Genomic DNA, 22,041 nt, shown 5'->3' with positions numbered 1-22,041 from the left:
TCTTCGGCGTCTCCGGCCGGGCGATGCTCGACGCCCTGGCCGCCGGGCAGCGTGACCCGCGCACCCTGGCGCAGTTGGCCCGCACCCGCATGCGCACCAAGCTACGTGACCTGGAAGAGGCATTCGTGGGCCGCTTCAGCGACCATCACGCGTTCCTGCTGGCCCACATGCTCACCCACATCGACACGCTCAACGCCGACATCACCGCGGTCGAAGCCCGGATCACCGAGTTGATCGCCCCTTACGCTTCGGCGGTGGCCCGACTGGATGAGATCCCCGGTGTCGGTGCCACCGCAGCCCACGCCATCATCGCCGAAATCGGCCTGGACATGACCCGGTTCCCCACCGCCGCGCACCTGGCCTCCTGGGCCAAGTTTTTCCCCAGGAGTGAAGGAATCCGCCGGCAAGAACAAGGGCAACGGCTCCACCGGACACGGTAACCGCTACCTCGCCCGGGTGCTGGGCGAAGCCGCCGTCGGCGCCTCCCGCACCGACACGTTCCTCGGCGAGCGATATCGCAGGCTCGCCAGACGCCGCGGTAAGAAGAAAGCCGTCGTCGCGGTCGGCCGATCCATCCTGACCATCGTCTGGCACCTGCTGTCCGACGACCAAGCCACGTTCAACGACCTCGGCCCTGGACACTACGACAACCGCGCGGGCACCCAACGCGCCATCCGCAACCACATCCGCGGCCTGAACGCCCTCGGCTACCAGGTCACCCTCCAACCCGCCGCGTAACCACACCAGCAACCCCTATCCCGGCTCCGCCGGGATGCTGCCGCGCGTATGGGCACGGTCATTTTCGGATTAGTGGTGCAGGGCGTGGTCGTGGATCGTCAGGACACGGTCGGCGCGGTCGGCGACCGCGGGATCGTGGGTGGCGATCAGCACGGCGAGCCCGTCGTGACGCATCTCGCCGAGCAGATCCAGCACTGTCGTCGTGGAGGCCGGGTCCAGGGCCGCGGTGATCTCGTCGGCGAGCAGCAACCGGGGCTGTGCCGCCAGGGCGCGGGCGAGCGCCACCCGTTGGCGCTGTCCGCCGGACAGCCCACCGGGGCGGCGGCCCGCCACCGCAGGGTCGAGGCCGACTCGGGTGAGCAGGGCGTTCACGGTGGCGAGGCGCCCGGCTCGGTCGGTGGTCCGGAAGGTACGCAGCGGCCGGCCGACGGCGGTGGCGATCCGGTGGGCGGGGTTGAGCGTGTCGGCGGGATGCTGACCGACGTACTGGACGGCTTGCAACAGGGCGGAGGGACGGTGCCGGACGGGCCACGGCAGGCGGGTTCCGGCCAGCTCCGCGTGGCCGGCCGTCACGGGGTGCAGTCCCGCGAGTGAGCGCAGCAGGGTGGTCTTTCCGGATCCCGAGGGACCGAGCACGGCGACGCATTCGCCCGCGTCGACGGTCAGATCGACAGCTTGCAGCAGAGGAGTCTGCCCACCCGGACGATCCAGGCGGAGATGGTGGACGCGGAGCACCGTGGCGCCTGCCGCGGGACGGCGGGACGGTACCGGTGGCGACGCTGATGGCGCCGTCCCGAACACCACGACGTGGTCGGCGACCGTGGCGACGAAGTCCCTGTCGTGCGAGACCAGCAGGGTGACGACCCGCGGATCGCCGCGACGGGCGCGGACCGCGGCGGCCACCAGCTGGGCCGCTGCGCTGTCCAGCGCGCTGGTCGGCTCGTCGAGGATCAGCAGGGGCGGCCGGGCCGCGAGCGCCCGGGCCAGGGCGACGCGTTGCGCCTGCCCGCCGGAGAGCTGGTGCACCCGCCGGGCGTGCAGGGACGCGTCGATGCCGACCTGTTCGAGTGTTGTGGCCGCCCGACTGGTGTCCACCCCGGTCTCGGCCACCGACGCGACAGCTGTCAGCAGCGGATGCAACGACTGTGCGGCGTCCTGGACGAGGATCCCCGTATGCCGGCGGCGCCACCGACGTGCCGCATCGCCCGGCGCGATGATTTCTCCCTGCCACCGTACGGTGCCGGCGCAGCGGCGCAACGGCGGTTCGAGGGCATCCAGGACGGCGGCCAGCCACACCGTCTTTCCCGCTCCGGATGGGCCGGTCAGTGCCACCACCTCGCCGGGCGCGGCGTGCAGATCAGGCAAGATGCCTACGGTCCGGCCACCGCGGCCGGTGACGCGCAGGCCGCTGACCTCCAGTCCGCCATCGCGCGTCACAGCGGCCGCCGGGCGTGGCGGGCGGCGGCATTGCCGACGACGGCGACGGTCAGGCTGAGCACTGCCAAAGCTATGGCGGGGGCGATCAGCGCGGCGGGGCTCAGGGCCGCGCCGCTCACGTTTTCCCGGATCATGGCGGACCAATCCGGGGCCGGGGGAGCAGGCCCCAGCCCGAACAGGCTGAGAGCGGCGGCCAGTTGCAGTGCCACCACGAAACGGGCGCCGATCTCCGAACCGGCCAGCGCGGCCACCGCCGGGAGGATCTCCCGGCCCAGGATCCTCGGGCCGGACTCCCCGCGGCCCAGTGCGGCGTCGACGAAGCCGGCATGGCGCACCTGCCGCACCGCGTCGCCGACGATACGCAGCGTCAGCGGGGCCCCGCCGCAGACGGTCGCGGCGATCACCGCCACGGCGCCGGGCAGGGTGACGGCGAAAACCAGGGCGATCAACAGCAGGGGTGCGGCGAGAAGCAGATCCGCTGCTGTGTGCAGCAGCCGCGAGAGGGGCCCGTCGTGCCACCCCGCCAGCAGTCCGCCGGCGATGCCGATCGCTGCCGCCACCAGTGCTGCCGCCCCGGCGGTGAGGGTCAGATGGCGACCTCCGGCCAGCACCCGGGACAGCACATCACGGCCCAGGGCATCAGTACCCAGCAGGTTTCCGCCGCCGGACGGCGACCACGGCGCGCCCAGCGGTGCGGTGGGGTCGTGCGGCGCCAGTAGGCTGCCGAACAGGGCGAGACCCAGGACGGTACCGGCGAACGTCACGAAACCGAGCCGGCCGCCCGTCACGATGCTCATGTCATCGCCCGCCGGGGATCGGTCCGTACGGTGACGAGATCCGCTGCCAGCATCCCGAGGACCACGGCCACCGCGGCGAGCATCGCACCGGCCTGCACCACCGGGACGTCGCGGTTAGCGACCGCGCCGACCAGCAGCTCACCCAGCCCCGCATAGCCGAACATGACCTCCACCACCGCGGTGGCAGCGATCAGACCACCCGCGACGACGGCCAGGACCCGCAGAGCCGGTGCGACCAGAAACGGTCCGACGTAGACAGCGGCGATCCGCCATCCGGGAAGGCCGCGCCGCCGGGCATCACGCACGTACGGCCGCGCCACGATGTCAGCAACGAGCCCGCGTAGCAGCATCGCCCCGTAGGCGGCCGCCGGCAGAGCGAGGCTCAGCGTCGGCAGCGCCAGCACCGACAGCCCCGGTGGGCGCCCGTCGGCCGGCAGCAGCGAGATCGGCGGGAACCAGGCCAGCATCCCGGCGAACACAGCGGTCAGCGCCGCGGCGACGACCACCTGCGGGACGGCGGCGGTGGCTGTCACGACGGCGGCGACCAACCGGCCGGCCGGCGAGCCCGCACCGGCGGGCCAGGCCCACGCCAGCATCAGCGGCACGGTCACCAGGAGTGCGGCACCGGCCAGCGCGGCTGTCGCGGGCAGTCGCTGACCGATCACGTCCGCCACCGGCCGGCCCGAGATCAACGAGACGCCCGCGTCCCCGCGAAGCAGGCCAGCGGCCCACTCCAGGTAACGCCGCCACACCGCGGCGTCCAAGCCGGTGGCGGCCCGCATCTCGGCCAGCTGCGCCGCGGTGGCCCGCCCCGCTGTGCGGGCCTCGGCGGCGTCGCCGGGCAGCGCCTCGGTGGCGGCGAACACCATCACCGAGACGCCGACCAGCAACAGTACGGCGCGGACCAGGGCCCGCAGGATCATCGTGACAGCCGTACCTGATCGATGAAGAGCCGTCCGAAGCCGGCGCCGGTGGGCAGACCCTGCACTCCGGAACGGGTCAGGTCCAGGCCGTCGCCGGTGCCCCACACCACGTACCCGCCCTCGTCGCGAACCTGCTGTTGCAATGTGCCGAGCACGCGGTTGCGCACGCCCTCGTCCGGCTCGCCCAGGGCCTTGTCCAGCGCCGCGTCGAACTCCGGCCGCTTCCACGCCGTCTCGTTCGTCGGCGAGCCCGAGATCAGCGACACCCGTGCCACGTCGAAGAAGGGGATACCGCCGAAGTAACCGGTGTAGAAGTCCTGCTGGCCCCACACCGTGGTGAAGTAGGTGTCCGGCGGGGTCATTTTCACCTCAGCGGTGACACCGATCTCCTTCAGTTGCGAGGCGAAAAGTGTCGCGGCGGTGTCCATCCCCGGATAGGACGTCGTGGTGTGCAGCGTGACGGTCAGCCCGTCGCCCTGGCCCGCATCGGTGAGAAACTGCCGTGCCTTGGCCACATCACGGGTACGCGGGGTCAGCCCTTGAGGCGCGGATGGATCCGCCGGGGCGAGCAGGTCGTCCTGTGGTTGGCCGTACCCGAGGAATGTGGCCTGCACCAGCGCCGGCCGGTCGGCGGCCAGCTTGAACGCCTCGCGGACACGGGGGTCGTCGAACGGTTTGCGGTCGGTACGCATCACGAACGGGTACATGGTGACCGCCGGCCGGCGGACCAGGCTCAGGTCGGTGCGGCCCTCGGCCTGTCGCGCCGCCGCCGGCGCGATGCTCGCGGCCACGTCGGCCTGCCCGGACAGCACGGCCTGAGCGCGGGCCTGCGGGTCGGCGACCGCCCGGACCTCGATACGCCGCAACGACGGCGCGGTGCCCCACCAGCCGTCGCGGCGTTCCAGCACGGCGCTCTGCGCGTCGTTGCTGACCAGTGTGAACGGTCCCGACCCGGGTACCGCGGCGGTGAAGTCGTCGCTGCCCTCCGGGACGATGAACGTCATGGATTCCAGGGCTCGCGGCACCTCGGCGAACGGCTTGCGGCTGACGACTTCCACGGTGTGGTCGTCGACCACCCGCGAGGCGGCGAGATCGAAAGCGGCCAGGCGGCCGTAGTTCTCCGCCGCCTTACGGTCGATGCGGCGCAGCGAGTAGAGCACGTCCGCGGCCCGCACGGGCCTCCCGTCGGAGAAGGTGGCGTCGCGGCGCAGGGCGAACTGCCACTTTGTGAGGCTCCTGTCCGGTTTCCATGACTCCGCCAGTCTCGGCTGGGTGCGTCCGTCGGGGCCCTGTCCGGTGAGCACGTCGTACATCAGCGCGAACCGCACCGCGTCGGATTCGTTGCCGAGCCCGCCGTGGGGGTCGTTGCTCGCGGTGGCCGGTGACCCGACCGTTACGTATCGCAGGGTGTCCGGGGGTGCCGCGGTGGCCTGCTCGGAATCGCCGCATGCGGTCAGCGACGCGGCGCCGAGCAGGGCGACGAGGGTCAGGGTGATACGGGTTCTCATGGGTGCCTTCTGTTGCGGGGTCGGTCGGGGTTCAGAGCGCGGTGCGTGCCGCGGCGGCGCGCGCCGCTAGCCGTCCTGCCGCCCGGTCTCGTGCTGGCGTCGTTGCGGGCGGGTTCGCGGTGGCCGGTGGTACCGGAGCGCGGCGGCCGGCGATCAGCCGGGCCAGATCGCGGACGGTCGGATGGGCGAACAGGTCGACCATCGCCAGTGGCACGCCGAGGCGGTCGCTGAGCCGCCGGTGTGCTCGCAGCAGCGTCAGCGAGGTCGCCCCGAGGTCGAAGAATGGCCTGGTGACATCGACGGTGCAGTCCAGCAGTTCGCCGAACACGGCGGCCACGCTGTTCTCGATGTCCGAGTCGGACGTGCCGATGGGCGTGGTGGGCTCCTCGGTACGGATCACCGGCTCGGCGATGATCCGGAGCCCGAGAACGGCTTCGCCGTCGAGGTCCGGCACCACCTCGTAGGAGCCGTTCGACGGCCGGACCGCTACGGCCAGTTCGGTGGCCGCCCGCAGGGCCGCGACGACGTCCAGTCGGCCCGGGCGCACGCTGACGCGGACGTCGAGCCCCGAACGGGCGGCGTCGACGAGCAGTCCGGTCAGGTCGTCCAGGTCCGCCGGAGCCGCGACCTGCGGCGGTGCGGACGTGATCGCCGGGACGGCAGGGGGCTGGTGAACAGGCGGGTCGTTGCGGAAGGGGTTGCCCAGCCGGTCGTGGTCGACCTTGCCGTTTACCGTCACGGGCAGCCTCGCCAGTTGCACGAAGCGGCTGGGGATCATGTACTCGGGCAGGTGCTCGCGTAGGCGGGCCACCAAGACGTCCTCGGCCAGAGGTGACGCATCGTCGCCGGTGGCCACATAGGCGACGAGTCGGGCGCCGCCGTCCGGTCCCGGCACGGACCGGGCCACACAGCGTCGTACGCCGGGTGCGCGGCTGAGCACGGCTTCGATCTCGCCGAGCTCGATGCGGTGGCCGCGGATCTTGACCTGCCGGTCGACGCGGCCGAGGAACTCGATCGTCCCGTCGTAGCGCCAGCGGCCGAGGTCGCCGGTGCGGTAGGTGCGGCGGCGCAGGACCGGGTGGGTGGTGAACCGTTGTGCGGTCTGTTCCGGGTCACCGAGATAGCCGGCCGCCACCCCGTCGCCACCGATGTACAGCTCGCCGGCCTCACCGACCGGGCAGGGCCGCCCGTCGCCGTCGAGGATGTGGAAGGACTGTCCGCGTAGCGCCCGCCCGTACGGGATGCTGCGCCACGCCGGGTCGACTTCTTCGATCGGATGGCAGATGGACCAGATGGACGCCTCGGTCGCGCCGCCCAAGCTGATGATCCGGGCCTGTGGCGCGAGCACCCGCACTCTGTCGGGCAGCGTCACCGGGATCCAGTCGCCGGAGAGGAGTACCAGGCGCAGCGAGGACATGGCCGAGGCCGCAGCGCCGGGGTCGATCTCGGCGTACTCGACGAGCATCTCCAGCAGTGCCGGTGCGGTGTTCCACACCGACACCCGATGCCGGTCCATCAGTTCCAGCCAATGGCCGGGGTCGCGCTGGCGGTCGGGGTCTGGTAGCACCATCGCCCCACCGGCGCCGAGTACACCGAACACGTCGTAGACCGACAGGTCGAACGACAGTGCCGACAGCGCGAGCACCCGGTCGCCCGCCTCCAGAGGGAAGCGGTCGGCCATGTCGTCGAGTGTCGTACGGGCCTGGCGATGCTCGACCGCCACACCCTTGGGCCGCCCAGTGGAGCCGGAGGTGAAGATGGCGTACGCCAGATCTCCCGGGCGCGGCGCGCGTGGCTCTGCGACGGCCTCGTCGCCGTCCGGCGCGCCGTCGTCGATGGCGTGAATTTGTACGGTGTCCGGCCACTGTGCCGAGGTCATGCCGGTGACCAGCGCATGCTTGATGCCGGCCTGCGCACAGACGGAGGCGATCCGTGCCGCCGGCCAGGACGGCTCGACCGGGACATAGCCGGCGCCGGAGGCGGTGATGCCGAGTGTAGCGGCGATCTGTGCGGCGCCCTTTGGAGCGGCCACCGCCACCATGTCACTCGGTCCCAGCCCGTGTCCGGCGAGCAGGGCAGCGGTGGCGCGGGCTCGTGCGCCCAGTTCGCCATGGGTAACGACGTCGTCCCCCTGTATGAGGGCGACGTCCTGTGGTGCCCGGCCGGCGTTCGCCCGCAGCGGATCGTCGATCAGCGGCCCGCAGTCGCCGCCGAACGGGCTGACGTCCAGTGCCTCGTCCGGGCGGAACGACGGGTCCCAGCCGAAGGCCGGATCGGTCCAGGCCTGCTCGTCGTCGGCCAGCCGGCGCAGCAGTCGCAGGTGGGCGTCGCGGATACCGGTGGCGAAGCCGTCGGGCAGGCATCCGTCGACGACGTCCCAGGCGATGCGCAGCCGGTCGCCATCCTCCCAGACGATGTGGTCGACGAAGATCTGCGGGGTCTGTGAGACTCCAAAGACCTCCTCACCCAGCCAGGCGGTCAGGGGCTCGGTCGTGGCGGCCAGTCCGACCCCGCTGGTGAACACGACGGGATATGCGGGGACGAGCCCGGCGTTTCCGCGACCCCGGAGCGCCTCGACGGCCGAGACGGAACGGTGCTCCAGGTCGGACCAGAACCGGTGGTTGACCGCGGCGGCGTAGCTGGCAAACCCGCCGTCTCCGGACGGGTCGAGGGGGGCACACTCGGTGAGCACGGCGGTGGTGAAGTCGCCCACCACCGTGCGCAGGCGATCGTCGTCCTGCGGCCGGTCGAACAGCGTGGTGTTCACACAGAACGGGTCGGTCGCGCCCCAGCGGCCGAGGATCGCCGCCAGGGCGGCCAGCAGCACGGCGGTGGCGGAGACTCCGTGCCTGCTCGCCCGGCTCCGCAGCCGCGACCACTCGCCAGCGGTCAGGGCCGCGGCATGCCGGGTGAAGTGCGGGACACCCAGCTTCTCCGCGGTCGCGCTCCAGGGCAGTGCCGGGCCAGGCGGGAGCCGGTCCGCCCGGCTCTGCCAGTACGCGCGGTCACGCTCGCGGCGTGCGGCTTCGGCAGGATCCTGCTCCCGGTAGGCGAGCAGGGCCGCGAAAGTGGTGACCGGTGGCGCCGCCAGCAGGTTCGGATCGGTGGTCGCCTGACCCCATTCGCGCATGAGCTGCATCCAGCCGGCCATGTCCAAGGCGATGATGTCCATGCCGACGAACAACCGGGTGCGGCCGTCCGGCAGTAACGCGGCGCGGATGTCGAACAACGGCCAGCGGTCCACCGCGTGTGGTCGATGGGACAGCGCGGTACGCATGTCCGCCAGGGTCCGTTCGGCGTCTGTGGGCGGGGCGCTGCGCAAGTCGGTGACCGGGATCTCGTAGCGCAGCTCGTTGGGGAGCACCCGTTGGCGGGCCTCCTCGTCGATGACCAGCCGCAGCATCGGGTGGCGGGCCACCAGGCGGTTCCATCCGTCCGTCAGAGCGCGGACGTCGGCCTCCGCGTCGCCGCCGGGTCGCCGGTCGTACTCGAAGTAGAAGTACGTGGCCACGCCGCCCAGTGGCAGTGACGGATCGCGGCCGAGCAGGTATGCCGTCTGCAGCGCGGTGAGCGGGAAGGGCTCGGTCCCGGCGGCGGCAGCGGAAGCGGTCGTGGGGACGGTCTCCGCCGGCCCGTCGCCGGACGGTGCGGCGAGCACGGCCGCGGTGACGGTGCCGGGCGTCGCGCCGTTGAGGAATGTGGTCAGAGGCAGATCCACACCGAGTTCGTCCAGCAGCCTGCGCCGCAATCGGACCGCGGCGAACGAGTCCAGCCCCAGCTCGGTGAGCCTGCGGCCGGGATCGATGTCGGCCGGGTCGAGGTCGAGGCTCTCCGCGAGGCATGCGGTCACCTCGTCCACTCGGTCGACCGGCGGTGTGTGCGAGGCCGTCATGCGGCTCCTCCCCAGGACTCGGAGCGAGTAGTACAACATGAGAACGACAACGATTTCCAGTAGGCTCGGCCGATCGTAGACCGCGATGGAAATGATTGTCATTGTCATGTATAACGGGTGAGCCCCTTCCGGCCAACCATCGAGGAGCGCGATGACGCCCCCTTCGCCGTCCCACCCCGCCCTTGCGGTGACCGCCGTCGCCGGGCGCTTTCCCGGTGCACCGAACGCCGACCGCTTCTGGGAGCTGCTGCGGGACGCGCGCGAAGGCCTCACCCGGTTCCCCGACGAGGAACTCGCCGACCGAGGCGTGCCTCTGGGCATGCGTCGGCGCAAGGACTACGTGCCGGTCGGCGGGATCATCGACGGCCAGGAACTGTTCGATCCGTCCCCCTTCGGGCTCACCGATGCCGAAGCGGCCCTCACCGACCCGCAGCATCGGCTCTTCCTCGAGACCGCCTGGGAGGCGCTAGAACGCAGCGGGCACGGCGGCGGCGCCGGCATCGAGGCGGTCGGTGTCTTCGCAGGAACGGCCCAGAGTGCCTATCTCACGGCCAACCTCGCCGGTCGCTGGGATCCGACCGGCGGCGGGCCCGATCCCCTCGGCAGCCTGCAGACCGCCATCGCCACCCAGGCCGACTACCTACCTCTGCAGACGGCCTACCGGCTGGGCCTGACCGGGCCGGCGATGAACATCACCACGACCTGCTCCACCTCGCTGGTCGCCGTCCACGTGGCCGCCCAGTCCCTGCTGGCCGGCGAATGCGACATGGCCGTCGCGGGTGGCGCTTCGCTGATCGTCCCGCAGGGTCACGGCTACCGGTATGTGCCGGAAGGCATCTTCGCCGTCGACGGGCGGGTCCGGCCCTTCTCCGCCGACGCCACCGGCATCGTCTACAGCCAGGGTGTGGGTGCGGTGGTGCTGCGCCGACTCGACGACGCGCTCGCCGACGGTGATCCCGTCCTCGCGGTTCTGCTCGGCAGCGCGGTCAACAACGACGGCGCCGACAAGGTCGGCTTCACCGCCCCGTCGCTGCGCGGGCAGGCCCGGGTGATCGCGGAAGCCCTTGCCGTCGCGGGCATCGAACCGTCGCGGGTCGGATACGTCGAGGCCCACGGCACCGGCACCCGCCTGGGCGATCCGATCGAGGTCGCCGCCCTGCGCAAGGCATTCGGCCACGACGGCATCCGGACCACGGCATGGTGCGGGCTCGGCTCTGTCAAGAGCAACATCGGTCACGCCAACGCGGCCGCCGGTATCGCGTCGTTCATCAAGACGGTGCTCGCGTTGCATCACCGGACACTGCCCGCCTCGCTGCACGCCGATCCGATCAACGACCAGCTCGGGCTGGACGGCTCACCGTTCGCGGTGGTCACCCGCACCCGACCATGGGATGCCCCGCCCTACGCGGGTGTCAGCTCGTTCGGCATCGGCGGCACCAACGCGCACGTCGTGCTTGGCCCGGGGCCCGACCGGACGGCCACCTCGCCGGACGACCGGCCCCAGATCCTGCTCTACTCGGCGTACGAACCGGCCGCCCTCGACGCCACCGCACGCGAGGTGCCATCGGCAGATCTGCCCGACATCGCGCACACCCTGCAACACGGTCGCAAGTACCACCCGTACCGGCAGGCGGTCGTCGCGGGCCCCGGAATCACTCCGCGGCGTACCGCTGCGGTGCGCACCGACGGCGCGCCGCGCCTCGTGTTCCTCTTCCCCGGCGGCGGCAGCCAGTACGCGGGCATGGCCGCGCAGTTGTACGCCGACGAGCCGGTGTTCGCCTCGTGCGCGCAGGAGTGCGCGAAACTGTTCCGCGACCACCTCGGCACCGACGTCACCACGTTGATCACCGGAGGTGACGAGACGACGGCCGAGTCGGCCGTCGTGGGGCTGCCCGCCCTGTTCACCGTCTCGGTCGCCACCGCCCGGCTGCTCGAAGCCTGGGGCATCCACCCGGACGTCCTGCTCGGCCACAGCCTCGGCGAGTACGCTGCGGCGGTCGTCTCCGGGGCACTGACGTTGCCCGACGCCGTGACCCTCGTCGCGGTGCGCTCCCGCGCGCTGGCCGGAGCCGCGGGCGGCGGAGCCATGCTGTCCGTCCCGCTGTCCGAATCCGATGTGACAGCTCTGCTGCGCGAACACCCCGATCTCGACCTGGCCGCAGTGAATGCTCCACAATCCTGCGTGGTCTCCGGGCCGGCCGGCGCTGTGGAGGATCTGGTCGCCGTTCTCGGCCGCAGGGGGATCGCGCCGGCCCGGCTACCACTGAGGTCCGCCGCGCATTCGCGGCTGATCGACCCGGCACTGCCGGACATGCGGGCGGCCGCGCGGTCGGTGCGCGCCGGGCGGCCCATCGTGCCCACCGTCAGCTCCTTGACCGGCACGATGGTCGGCGACGACTTCGCCGATCCGGAGCACTGGGTTCGCCAGTTGCGTGAGCCGGTGCATTTCTCCGCCGCGCTCACCGCCGCGACGGCGGAGCCGACGCCGACCGTGGTGATCCAGGTCGGCCCCGGGGCGGCCCTTGTCGCTGCCGCCCGCAGCTACGGCCTTGCGCACCTGAAGGCCACCGTCACCACGTACCCGTCGGACGGCGAACTGTCCGACCTGGCGTCGGCACGCCTGGCCGCCGGCGAACTGTGGAGCCACGGCGTGCTCGTCGACTTCACCGCCATGCACCGGCCGGGGCGGCGGCGGGTCGTCGTACCCGGGTACGCCTTCCAGCGACGCCGCCTGTGGATCGACCCCGAGCCGCAGACGACGGAGCCACAGACCAACGAGCTTCTCCAGGTACCGCTCTGGCGGCAGGAGCCGCCGCTGCCCGCCGTACCGAGTCTGGGCGGGCGCTGGCTTGTGACCGGTGACCCCGGAGATGTCATCGGCGCGGCGCTGCGTGCCCGCGACGCCGAAGTCGTCGGCCTTGACGATCCGGCCAAAGCGGTCGACGGCGTGGTGATCGTCACCGGTGACGCCCGGACACCCGAGCAGACCCGTGAGGAGATCCTACGGTACGGCCGGGTCGCCGCGCTCGATCCGCCACCCGCTTTCCTGCTCCAGGTGACGGTGAACGGATGCCGCGTCGAGAGCCCGGACGTGCCCGCGCCCGGCGCCGCGGCGGTACGGTCCCTGCCCCGGGTCCTCGCCCAGGAGACGCCCGGACTGTCGTGGCGCACCGTCGACGTCACCGACCTGCGGACCCACGCGCCGGCGGTGATCGCCGAGCTCGCCGACCTGCGAGGGGGATCCACCGGAATCCAGACCGCCGTCCGTAACTCCCAGCGGTGGGTGAGCGGCCTGGCACCCTGGCCCGCACTCTCCTCCGCCCCGGCCGCGCGACCCGGCACGACCGCGCTGATCATCGGCGGCCTCGGCGATGTCGGCGTCACCATCGCAGCGCACCTGGCCGGGCAGGGAATGAGGGTCGTGATCACCTCCCGTTCCGGCGACCGCAAGGACGCGGTGCACCACCTCGTCCAGCGCGGGCACGACGTGTCCGTGCAGGTGCTCGACGCCGCCGACCCCGGCGCCACCGGCGCGCTGCTGGCCGACGTGAGCTCGCAGTCCACCCTCGACCTCGTGGTGCATGCCGCGGGCGTGGTGGCCACCGAAGAATTGGCACCGATGCGCCGCATCGGCCCCGAACACGTGGACGGCCACCTCCGGGCGAAAGCCCGGGGAGCACTGGCCCTGCGGGCCGCGATCGAGGACCTGCCGCCGCAGCAGCGTCCCCGCCATGTCGTGCTCATGTCGTCAGCCGGCACGCTCGTCGGAGGCATCGGCACCGGGCCCTACTGTGCCTCGAACGGCTTCCTCGACGCCCTCGCGCAACAGCCGCCCATCGGTGACACCCGCTGGGTCAGCGTGGTCTGGGACGCCTGGAAGGTGGGGCCGCTGGGCAGTGAACGCGAGGTCAACCTGACCTTCGCGCTCGACGCCGCCACCGGCATGCACGCCCTCGACGCGATCCTGAGCGCCGCGACGGCCGGCACCGTGCCGCCGGTCGTGGCGGTCTCCACTACCGACCTGCGCACCCGGATGCGTGCCGCGGACCGGACGACCGCACACCGGAACGACGACGTCACCAGTGACCTCACCGGCGTCGAAGCGGTCGTGGCGGCAGCCTGGTCCGACCTGTTCGGCGCCTCGGTCACCGACGGCGACAGCGACTTCTTCGCTCTGGGCGGACACTCGCTGCTGGCCACCCGTATGCTCGCCGACCTGGGAGAACGGTACCGGGTCCGGCTGAGCTTGCGGGACCTGCTCGCCCGTCCGACCGTCGCCGGTCTGGCCGGGACGATCGGCAGCGCGCAACCGGCTGCAGAGCGGGATCCGGCCACGACGGTGACCGGTGGACCGGACCCGGACGGGACCTTCGCCATGACCCGTGTGCAGCACGCCTACTGGACGGGCCGCACCGGGGGTTACCGCTTCGGCGACACCGCCTGTCACTTCGCGCTGGAGTACGACTGCCCGGACCTCGATCTCGACCGCTACGAGCAGGCGTGGAACCTCGTCATCGCCCGGCACGCGATGCTGCGCACCATCACGACCGGGCAGGGTCGGCTGCGGCAACTGGAACAGGTGCCCTCCTACCGCATCCGCCCGGTGGATCTGACCCAGGCCGGTGAGCAGAAACGCGCCGAACGGCTCGCCGCCCTGCGCGACCAGGTCTTCCGCCGACCCGGTCCGTCCGATCGGTGGCCGCTGGTCCAGATCCGCGCGGCCCGGCTGCCGGGCGGTGGCGTTCGTCTGTTCCTCGGCATCGACGTCCTCGTCTGCGACGCCGGCAGCTACTGGATCATCGACCGGGACCTGCGTCACTACTACGCGAATCCCGATCAGGCCCTGCCGGAGGTGCCGATCACCTTTGCCGGTTGCGTGCGAGCTCTGGCGGCACGCCGCGACACCCCCGAGTGGACGCGGGCTGCCGGCTATTGGCGCGACCGGCTGCCCGGCCTGCCCGGCGCACCCACTCTGCCGGTCTCCGGCATCGAGACCGGCGGCCGGTTCGAGCGGCATACGGGCCGGCTCGACGCGCAGCAGTGGGCCGCCTTCCGCCGTAACGCCGCCGCCAACGGCGTCACCCCGACAGCCGCCCTTCTCACCGCGTACGGCGAACTGCTCGCCCAGTGGAGCGGTGAGGAACACTTCGCCGTCACGCTGACTCTGTTCGACCGCCCGCCGCTGCATCCGGCGATGGACAGCGTGGTCGGTGACTTCACCTCGCTGCTGCTGCACGAGGTGGACCGGCGTGCAGCCGGCAGCTTCGCCGAACACGCCGGCCGGGTGCACCGCCGACTGTTCACCGACCTGGACCATCGGCTCTTCTCCGCCCTCGACCTGCTGGCGGAGAAGTCCGCGCAGACCGGTGCGCTCACCTCCGTACCGGTCGTGTTCACCAGTGCGCTCGGACTGGACGACGTCATCGGCGGCGACCGTGACCTGGAGTGGGCGGGCCGGCAGGTGTCCGCCCTGAGCCAGACCCCCCAGACCGTGCTCGACCATCAGGTTCTGGAGCATCACGGTCAGCTACTGGTCCAGTGGGATGCGCTGGAGCCGGTGCTGCCGCCGGCCGAGGTCGACCGCATGTTCGACCGTTACCTGAGCCGGCTGCGCAGCCTGACGGACCCGGCAGCCTGGCGCAGCGAGGCCGTAAGCGCCACCCCGGCGCTGCCGGTCGAGGACGTGGCGATCACCTTGCGTGCCGGAACCGGATCCGGTCCGACGCTGTTCCTCGTCCATCCCTCCGGCGGCGACGTGACCTGCTACGCCGACCTCGGCCAGCGGCTCGACGAGCGGGTCACCGTCGTCGCCCTGACCGATCCTGGCCTATCCGGCGGCGAGGCGCCCACCGAGCTGCCCGCTCTGGCGCGCCTCTACGTCGATGTCCTGCGTTCCGTCCAGCCCGACGGCCCGTACCTGCTCGGCGGCTGGTCGATGGGCGGCAGCCTGGGCCAGGAGATGGCCCGGACCCTGCACAGCCAGGGCCAGCATGTCGCGCTGCTGGTGATGCTGGACTCCAACGACCCCACCTACATCACGGCGGTCCCCGGCGAGCCCGAGACGGCGGAGGCTCTAGTGCTCGCCCGGCACCTGGGAGCGCTGGAGGCTTACCTCGACATCGACCTCGGCATGGGTACGACCGACGCGTTGAACGCCTTCCTGAGCGTACCGGCCGAGCAACGCTGGCAGGAGGCGACGGACCGGCTCCGGCAGCACCGGCTCCTCGGCACCCGTGAGGATCCCCGTTCCCGTGTCGCGGTCTTCGGCCGGCACCTGCACGGTCTCGCCCAGCACCGGCCGGGCTTCCACGGCGACGAGCGGACCCACACCCTGCTGGTCAGAGCCGATCGCAGGGCCACCCGCAACTCGGGCATCGGCATGGGCGTCGACGACACCCCACCCGGGCTGACCGACCTGGGCTGGTCCACCAGTCTCGCCATGCCTCCCGAGGTGATCGGTATCGACGCCGACCACTACTCCCTGATGCGCGAGCCGGCACTCACCGCTGTCGCACGCGTACTCAACACCGCCCTCGCCCGCCACCTGTCATGACCACCGAACGGAGCCGTACGTGTCCCCGGAGATGACCGCCGCCCTGGACCTGCTGCACGCCCACCCGTGGATCGCCGCCGCAGCCCACGACGGCACCGGCTTGCAGATCCGGCTGCGGCCCGAAGCCACCGCGGTCCGGCCCGGCCTGGGGCCGCTGGTACGCGAATACCTGGATCACTGGGCCGAGGTGTACGACTACACGTACGCGGCGGGAGCGGGCAACGGTGACACCCTGGCGGGATGGCGCGCCTCCGACACCGGGGAGCCGCTGCCCGTCGCGCACATGACCGAATGGGTCGAGCGCACCGTCGAACTGGTGCTCGCCACGCGGCCACGGCACGTCCTGGAGCTGGGCTGCGGAACCGGGCTGCTCGCCGGCCGGCTGTACCCGCACCTGGCCGGCTATGTCGGCACCGACGTCGCTGAGGACATGGTGCGCCGGCACGAGCAGCGGGCCAGGCCGGGGCAGGTCTTCGTCAGCGCCGGCGCACACGAGTCGAGTTCCGAGCAGGTGCGGCGGGCCCTCGACCGGGCCGGTGTCCCCACCGCCGGACCGGACTGCGTCCTCGTCAACTCCGTCACGCAGTGCTTCCCCGATGTCGCCTATCTCAGCCGGGTGGTGCAGGACGCGGTCCGGCTCGTCGCACCCGGCGGCGTGGTGATCGTGGGCGACAACCGGCACGCCGGTCTGCTGGACGCCTACTGCCACTGGCTGGAACGCGCCGCCGACCCGGAGGCGACCGACTCCGTGATCACCGAGCGCGCCCGAGCCCGAGCCGACCGCGACGACGAACTCAACTTCGACCCCGCCGTACTCGCCCGCGCCGCGATGGGCAGCGGCCGCGACGTGCGCATCGCCGCCTACCCGAAGACCATGACCGCCGACACCGAGTTGACCCGCTACCGCTTCGACGCGGTCCTCCACGTCGAAGCGGCCGACGCCTGCGTCCCGCCCGCCGCCCATAACTGGGCCGGAATGGACGATGCCCGCGCGATGATCGCCGAGGGCCGGCCGATCCGCATCGGCGGCATCCCCAACCGGCTGCTGGTGAACGCCGCCGACGCCGTCACCGCTCACCAGCTGCGCACCGCTCTGGCCGGAGCCGACGTCGCGGTGGTGCTGGACCAGTCCGATCCTGCCGCTCTCGCGCTCGTCGCTCCCGCGGCCGCTGCCTTCACCTCGGTCGCTTCCGCGCCCGGCCGCGCCCATGAGCCGTTCACCGCCTTCGTACGCCGCCGCGTCGGCGAGGCCACGCGGGCGATGCTCCGGCAGGCGGGCGCCGATACGCGGGGACTGCGGCTCACCGTCGACCGTGGCGTTCCGGCCGATCGCATCGCGGCCGCTGCCGCCCGTGCGGTCGACCCGCACGACGCCGAGCGTCTGCCGGTCTTTCTCCAGGAGCTCGACCGCATCGCCCGGCTGGCCATGGCAGACACCCTTGCCGGCGCGGACCTGTGCACCGGACCGTCCGGCGACGACGAGGAGAAGATCGCGGCCGCGCTGGCCATCGCGCCGAGACATCAATGGATCATGCGCCGCTGGCTCGCGGTTCTCGTTGATGCCGGCATGCTCAGCACCGACGGTCACCGCTACCACGATCTGCGTGCACCGGGACGGACGGCTCTGGTCGCGGCCGTCGACGGCATCGACGACGCTCGCCGGGGCCTGCACTACCCGCCCGAACTCACCCGGTTCTTCCAGACCGCGGTGCAGTACCTCCCCGCACTGTTGCGTGACGAGGTCAGCCTGCAGGCGCTGCTGTTCGCAGACGGCGAGACCGGCACCGCCGAAGGCGCCTACCGGGACAACGCCGTCAACCGTTACGTCAACGCCGCCACGGCCGAAGCGTTGCGCTGGGCAGCGCAATGGCGTCCCGCCGACCGGCCGCTACGGGTTCTGGAAGTGGGGGCCGGGGTCGGCGGTACCACCGTGGACGTCCTCGACGCGCTGCGCGAGACTCCCCTGGACTACCTGTTCACCGATGTCTCGACGTTCTTCCTCACCGACGCCCGGCGCCGGTTCGCCGACCGCGCCGGCCTACGGTACGGGCGGTTCGACATCAACACGGACATCCTCGCGCAGGACGTCGGCGAGGGCACACTCGATGTCGTGCTCGCCGCCAACGTGCTGCACAACGCCGTCGACATCGCCGCAACCCTGCGCGGCTTCCGGCGCCTGCTGCAGCCCGGTGGTGTGCTCCTGTTCGTGGAGACCACGCGCGAGATGCACCAGATCCTGACGTCCATGCAGTTTCTGATGTCGGCCCGGCCGGGCGGGCAGCGGCCGGGTGACCGGGACAGACGGGCGGGAACCGGCCAGATCTTCCTCGACGAGACGCAGTGGCGGGCCGAGCTGGACGACGCCGGCTTCAGCCAGATCGTCTCCGTTCCCGGCCCGGACCATCCGTTGCATCCGGTCGGCGTCCAGCTCTTCGCCGCCACCACCTGAGTACGACCTGCGCGCCAGTCAGCGAGCGGGCGACCCCTGGGCCAGCTCGCTGACCCAGGGGTCGCCCGCCAACTCTCTGGCGACCGTTTGGGGGTTCAATGCCTCCGAGGCATAGTGCGCGCCGGGTGCGACGGCACCGGCGGCCACCTCGCGTGCCGCGATGGCCGCCACCACCCCGCTGAGCGGGTACGAGTCCGGTGTCCTCAGCAGCACCCGACGAGGCACCAGGCCGGACCCGGCCGGCGGACGGGCGTACGCCAGAACCGCGTAGTGACGTCCGTGGTCCTCGACATCGCGCCGCGCCGCCTGCACGATCGCGGCCGCGTGCGCCTCCGGCGACTCGTCGTCGTCGGCCCACGCGGTCGCGAAGGCACGCGGCAGGTTGTCCGTCGCGTACACGGTGTAGTTGCGCAGTTCGGGGAGCCCGGCCGCCGACGCCAAACCGATCATCTCGGTGGACAGGAACGGTACGGCGTGCACCCGCCCGTGGAAGCCGGGCAACGTGATGGAACGCAGCGGCGCCAGGCTGTGCTGCGCCACCTGTCCGTCGCGCCACACCGCCAGCGCGTGCCCGAACTTCGGCCCCCGGGTCAGCAGGGCGTCCACTGCGGAAGCCGCGCTGATCTCCACCGACCCGCCGACATACACGTCGAGGCGGGCCACCGGGCTGCCGTCCAGCAGCAGCCGTGGTAGGAGCCCGGAGAGGCCGGGCATCAGCCCGGCGGAGAAGACAGCCGCGTGCTGCGAAAGACCGGCCGGTGGATCCTGGGCGAGAGCCTCCACCGCAACCAAGTCACCCGCCGCGTCCACGTAGCCCGCACCTGCTGACAGGGCAGCCCGAGCGACCCGGTCGAGAATCCGGTACGACGGCCCGGCACAGTTGAGCACCACCGAGCAGCCCGCGCAGAACGCCTCGAGCGAGGCGTCATCGAACAGGTCGACGCGCACAGCAGTCGATCCGTTCGCCTCGGCGACTTCGCCGGCCCGGTCGAGATCACGCCCACCGATCCGGACGGGGAGCCCGAAGCCACGCAGCCGTTCGACGGCGGTCCGGCCGACCGTGCCGGCACCACCGAGCACGCCGACGGAGCCCGTCATCGCGCGGCACCCGCGCGGCTAACCGCGGCCAGCCCGGCCACCGTGGGGTCGGCGAGGAAGTCGCGCACCGGCACGGTGACTTCCGCCTCCTTGGCCAGCCGGGCCAGGGCCCGTACGGCGAGCAGGGAGTCGCCGCCGAGATCGAAGAAGCTGGCGCCGCGGTCGAGCACCGGCGTGTCCAGCAGTTCTTCCCACAGCATGGCGATCGTCTGCTCGAGTTCGGTCGCGGGCGGGCCGTCGGCGGCACCGGGACGGTCGTCGGCGTACTGCCCCAGCCGCAGGCCGGTCCGGTCGCTGTCCGGCTCCGTGGGTAGGTCGACCGGCCGGTCCCAGCCCTCGCCGTCGGCGAGACTGCCGACCAGCGCCACCAGTTCGGCGTAGGCGGCGTCCACCTGCGCGGCGTCGAACAGCTCTTCGACCAGCGAGAACACGATGGCCAGCGATCCCCGTAGCTCGTAGAACCGGGCTTCCAGCGCCACCTGGGGGGTACGCAGCTGATGGAAGAAGTCGTCCATGCCCAGCTCGCCCAACGGCCCGGCGGCGTCGGGCTGCTGAGCGCCCATGGCGGCGTCCATGCCGAGCGTGCTCTGGAACACCACCGGGGCGACCGGCCGATGGGTGCCGCGCCGCCGGCCGAGCTCCCGGGACACCTCGACACCGGTCACCAGTGCGTGCCCGGAATACTCGGTGAACCGCCGTTGTGCCTGGGTGACCAGTTGCGTGAACGTCGAGCCCGGTGCGAGTTCGGTGGGCAGCAGCATGGTCGAGGCGAAGGCCCCGAAGACGCGATGCACGTCGGGATGCAGCGGCAGCCGGTTGAGCTGCAGGGAGTTCAGCAGGAGGCGGTGGTGGCCGGCCCACCGGGCGATGGTGATCGCGAAGGCGGTGAACATCGCGGTCGACGGGGTGACGTCGTGCGCGGCGCACCGGTCGCGCAGCGCGGCCCAGCGGCCGGGCGACAGGTACTGCTCCCGGTTGGCCATCGTCGTGGCACGGACCTCCCGGGGGTCGGCTGCCAGCGGCAGCGCCGGGGACTGCGGCAGGGCGTCCAGGCGCGACCACCACCAGTCGCGGTCGCCGGCCCAGGCATCACTCTGGGGGAGGGCCTGCACCGACGCGACGTAGTCGTCGAAGTCCATGTCGAGCGGGGCGGGCACGGCGTTCCAGTCGGCGCTCAGTTCGAGCAGTTCCCGGTTGAGCAGCGTGGCGGACCATCCGTCGAACAACAGCAGGCTCATGTTCGTGTGGAGCCGGCCCCTGCCGTCGGGCAGCAGTGTCAGCCGGACGTCGAGTCCGGGACCGTGGGTCGGGTCGGGCCCGTTCGCGATCATTTCCGCGCGCAGCCGGGCCAGACTCTCGGACGCTGTCTCGATCGATGCGTTGCGCAGGTCGTACACCTGCGGCTCGGGGACGGCCGCGGGGGCGTCGAGCGGCAGGATGTGCTGCATGCCGTCGGAGGTGACCCGGGCCCGCAGCATCGGCTGGTGCTCGGCGAGGCGCCGCAGGGCGTCGGCGAGGGCTTCAGCGGCCTCGTCGCTGTCCATGTTCCGCAACGCGACATCGCTGTAGAAGTGCGCGGACTCGTACGACAGCTCCCAGCCGCCCTGCTGGCCGACGAAGTATCCCTGTTGCAGGGGAAGTAGCGCGAACGGGCTCGCCTTGTCGGCACGCCGCCGCAGGTCGACCGGCAACGCCCGGGCCGCGGTGCCGCCGGCTGACCTTCTGCGTACGAGCCCGGCCAGCTCCGACACCGTCGACTCGGCGCCCACATCGGCCAGCGCGAGCACCACGCCCAGGCGTTTGCGGATGAGTGCGGCCATGCGGACCGCCAGGACCGAGTCTCCGCCCAGACGCAGGAACGACACCTCGGGCTCGATGGTGCGCGAGGGCACGCCGAGCAGTTCCGACCAGATTTCGGTGAGGGCCGGGACGGGATCGCCCTGGGGGGCGAAGGTGCCGAGTGACATCGAGAGGCTCCTCGTGGGTCGGGTGCGTATTGAGCGGGCACGGAGACAGGATGTAGCTTACACCGATATGAATGTCATTTTCGACAGCGTGGATGATGTGGACGGTGGTCGTTGATCACGTCCCTGGTCCCGGTATCAGTGGCGGTGGTGGAACAGTTCGAGGACGTCCTGGGCGAAGAGCCGTTCCCCGGCGAGGAGGACCTGATCGCCGGTGCGCTCGACAGTCGGCGACGGGAGTTCGTGACAGCCCGCCGCTGTGCCCGGCAGGCCCTGGAACAACTGGGGCATGGGCCGCACCGCTCACATCGGGGCCGTGCCGTGAGTCGCTCTGGCCGCCCGGCATCGTGGGTAGGATTACGCACTGCTCCGGCTACCGGGCGGCTGCGGTGGCCCCACGGACCGACGTGGCGGCACTCGGTATCGACGCCGAACCGCACGCCTCGCTGCCTGGCGACGTCGAGGAGTCGGTGACAGGCCCTGCCGAACGGACGCGTCTGCGGGAACTGGAGGTCGCCGTCCCGCGGGTGCACTGGGGTCGCGTCCTGTTCAGCGCTAAGAGCGACCGGCAATAGGTGTCATCTGAGTCTGCGAGTGGTGGGTCGGGCGTCCCAGCGGTAGAGGGTTCGGGCTCGAGTGATGAGCTGACGGATGGTGACGATGGCGGCGGCCAGGTACAGAT

13 protein-coding genes and 2 pseudogenes are annotated in these 22,041 nt (G+C 71.7%); 7 read left to right on the top strand and 8 right to left on the bottom strand.

What is annotated here, in order from left to right:
• Together ABGB16_RS29210 and ABGB16_RS29205 are read left to right on the top strand one after the other, a co-directional pair.
• Positions 1-440 (top strand): transposase (locus ABGB16_RS29210; protein ID WP_347671303.1); only part of this gene is annotated, 440 nt, incomplete at its 5' end.
• Positions 388-738 (top strand): hypothetical protein, encoded by a 351-nt coding sequence (locus ABGB16_RS29205; RefSeq protein WP_347671302.1) that lies wholly within the window; start codon positions 388-390, stop codon positions 736-738. The genes ABGB16_RS29210 and ABGB16_RS29205, both read left to right, overlap by 53 nt.
• Before the next feature lie 69 nt (positions 739-807).
• Here the strand turns inward: ABGB16_RS29205 and ABGB16_RS29200 are convergent, their stop codons facing one another.
• From ABGB16_RS29200 to ABGB16_RS29180, 5 genes are all read right to left on the bottom strand, one after another.
• Positions 808-2,103, bottom strand: a complete 1,296-nt coding sequence (locus ABGB16_RS29200) for an ATP-binding cassette domain-containing protein (RefSeq protein ID WP_347671301.1) — start codon at positions 2,101-2,103, stop codon at positions 808-810.
• A gap of 68 nt (positions 2,104-2,171) precedes the next feature.
• Positions 2,172-2,972 carry an ABC transporter permease subunit gene (locus ABGB16_RS29195; RefSeq protein ID WP_347671300.1) on the bottom strand — a complete coding sequence of 267 codons (801 nt, stop codon included), beginning with the start codon at positions 2,970-2,972 and terminating at the stop codon, positions 2,172-2,174.
• Positions 2,969-3,895, bottom strand: a complete 927-nt coding sequence (locus ABGB16_RS29190) for an ABC transporter permease (RefSeq protein WP_347671299.1) — start codon at positions 3,893-3,895, stop codon at positions 2,969-2,971. Before ABGB16_RS29190 ends, ABGB16_RS29195 begins: the two co-directional genes overlap by 4 nt.
• The gene (locus ABGB16_RS29185; protein ID WP_347671298.1) at positions 3,892-5,403 is read right to left on the bottom strand and encodes an ABC transporter substrate-binding protein; all 1,512 of its coding nucleotides are present in this window, start codon (positions 5,401-5,403) and stop codon (positions 3,892-3,894) included. The genes ABGB16_RS29190 and ABGB16_RS29185 overlap by 4 nt, the downstream gene beginning before the upstream one ends.
• 31 nt (positions 5,404-5,434) lie before the next feature.
• Entirely contained in the window at positions 5,435-9,568 is a 4,134-nt protein-coding gene (locus ABGB16_RS29180; protein ID WP_347671297.1) for an amino acid adenylation domain-containing protein, read from the bottom strand.
• Between ABGB16_RS29180 and ABGB16_RS29175 the strand changes: the two genes are divergently transcribed.
• Positions 9,483-15,848, top strand: a complete 6,366-nt coding sequence (locus tag ABGB16_RS29175; RefSeq protein ID WP_347671305.1) for an SDR family NAD(P)-dependent oxidoreductase — start codon at positions 9,483-9,485, stop codon at positions 15,846-15,848. The genes ABGB16_RS29180 and ABGB16_RS29175 overlap by 86 nt on opposite strands.
• Positions 15,849-15,867: 19 nt before the next feature.
• On the top strand, positions 15,868-18,297 hold the full coding sequence (locus tag ABGB16_RS29170) for a class I SAM-dependent methyltransferase (RefSeq protein ID WP_347671296.1): 2,430 nt from the start codon (positions 15,868-15,870) through the stop codon (positions 18,295-18,297).
• A gap of 18 nt (positions 18,298-18,315) precedes the next feature.
• On the opposite strand, the gene ABGB16_RS29165 is transcribed toward ABGB16_RS29170, so the two are convergent.
• Together ABGB16_RS29165 and ABGB16_RS29160 are read right to left on the bottom strand one after the other, a co-directional pair.
• A complete protein-coding gene (locus ABGB16_RS29165; RefSeq protein WP_347671295.1) occupies positions 18,316-19,395 on the bottom strand; it encodes a saccharopine dehydrogenase NADP-binding domain-containing protein in 1,080 nt (359 codons plus the stop codon).
• Positions 19,392-21,362 (bottom strand): phosphopantetheine-binding protein, encoded by a 1,971-nt coding sequence (locus tag ABGB16_RS29160; RefSeq protein ID WP_347671294.1) that lies wholly within the window; start codon positions 21,360-21,362, stop codon positions 19,392-19,394. Before ABGB16_RS29160 ends, ABGB16_RS29165 begins: the two co-directional genes overlap by 4 nt.
• A gap of 71 nt (positions 21,363-21,433) precedes the next feature.
• Here ABGB16_RS29160 and ABGB16_RS29155 point away from each other — a divergent pair.
• The 3 genes and pseudogenes from ABGB16_RS29155 to ABGB16_RS29145 form a co-directional block, all read left to right on the top strand.
• A pseudogene (locus ABGB16_RS29155) lies at positions 21,434-21,702 on the top strand (hypothetical protein); the annotation flags it as partial.
• On the top strand, positions 21,603-21,833 hold the full coding sequence (locus tag ABGB16_RS29150) for a hypothetical protein (protein WP_347671304.1): 231 nt from the start codon (positions 21,603-21,605) through the stop codon (positions 21,831-21,833). The pseudogene ABGB16_RS29155 and the gene ABGB16_RS29150, both read left to right, overlap by 100 nt.
• Positions 21,749-21,934, top strand: coding sequence for a hypothetical protein (locus ABGB16_RS29145; RefSeq protein WP_347671306.1), 186 nt, complete (start codon positions 21,749-21,751; stop codon positions 21,932-21,934). The genes ABGB16_RS29150 and ABGB16_RS29145 overlap by 85 nt, the downstream gene beginning before the upstream one ends.
• Before the next feature lie 3 nt (positions 21,935-21,937).
• Here the strand turns inward: ABGB16_RS29145 and ABGB16_RS29140 are convergent.
• Positions 21,938-22,041: pseudogene (locus ABGB16_RS29140) on the bottom strand (IS5/IS1182 family transposase); the annotation flags it as partial.

Origin of the sequence: Micromonospora sp. B11E3 (assembly GCF_039871625.1) — a bacterium.
In the GTDB taxonomy this organism is placed as follows: domain Bacteria; phylum Actinomycetota; class Actinomycetes; order Mycobacteriales; family Micromonosporaceae; genus Micromonospora.
The sequence above is the reverse complement of the archived record's forward strand: the minus strand, read 5'-3'. Positions and strand labels throughout refer to the sequence as shown.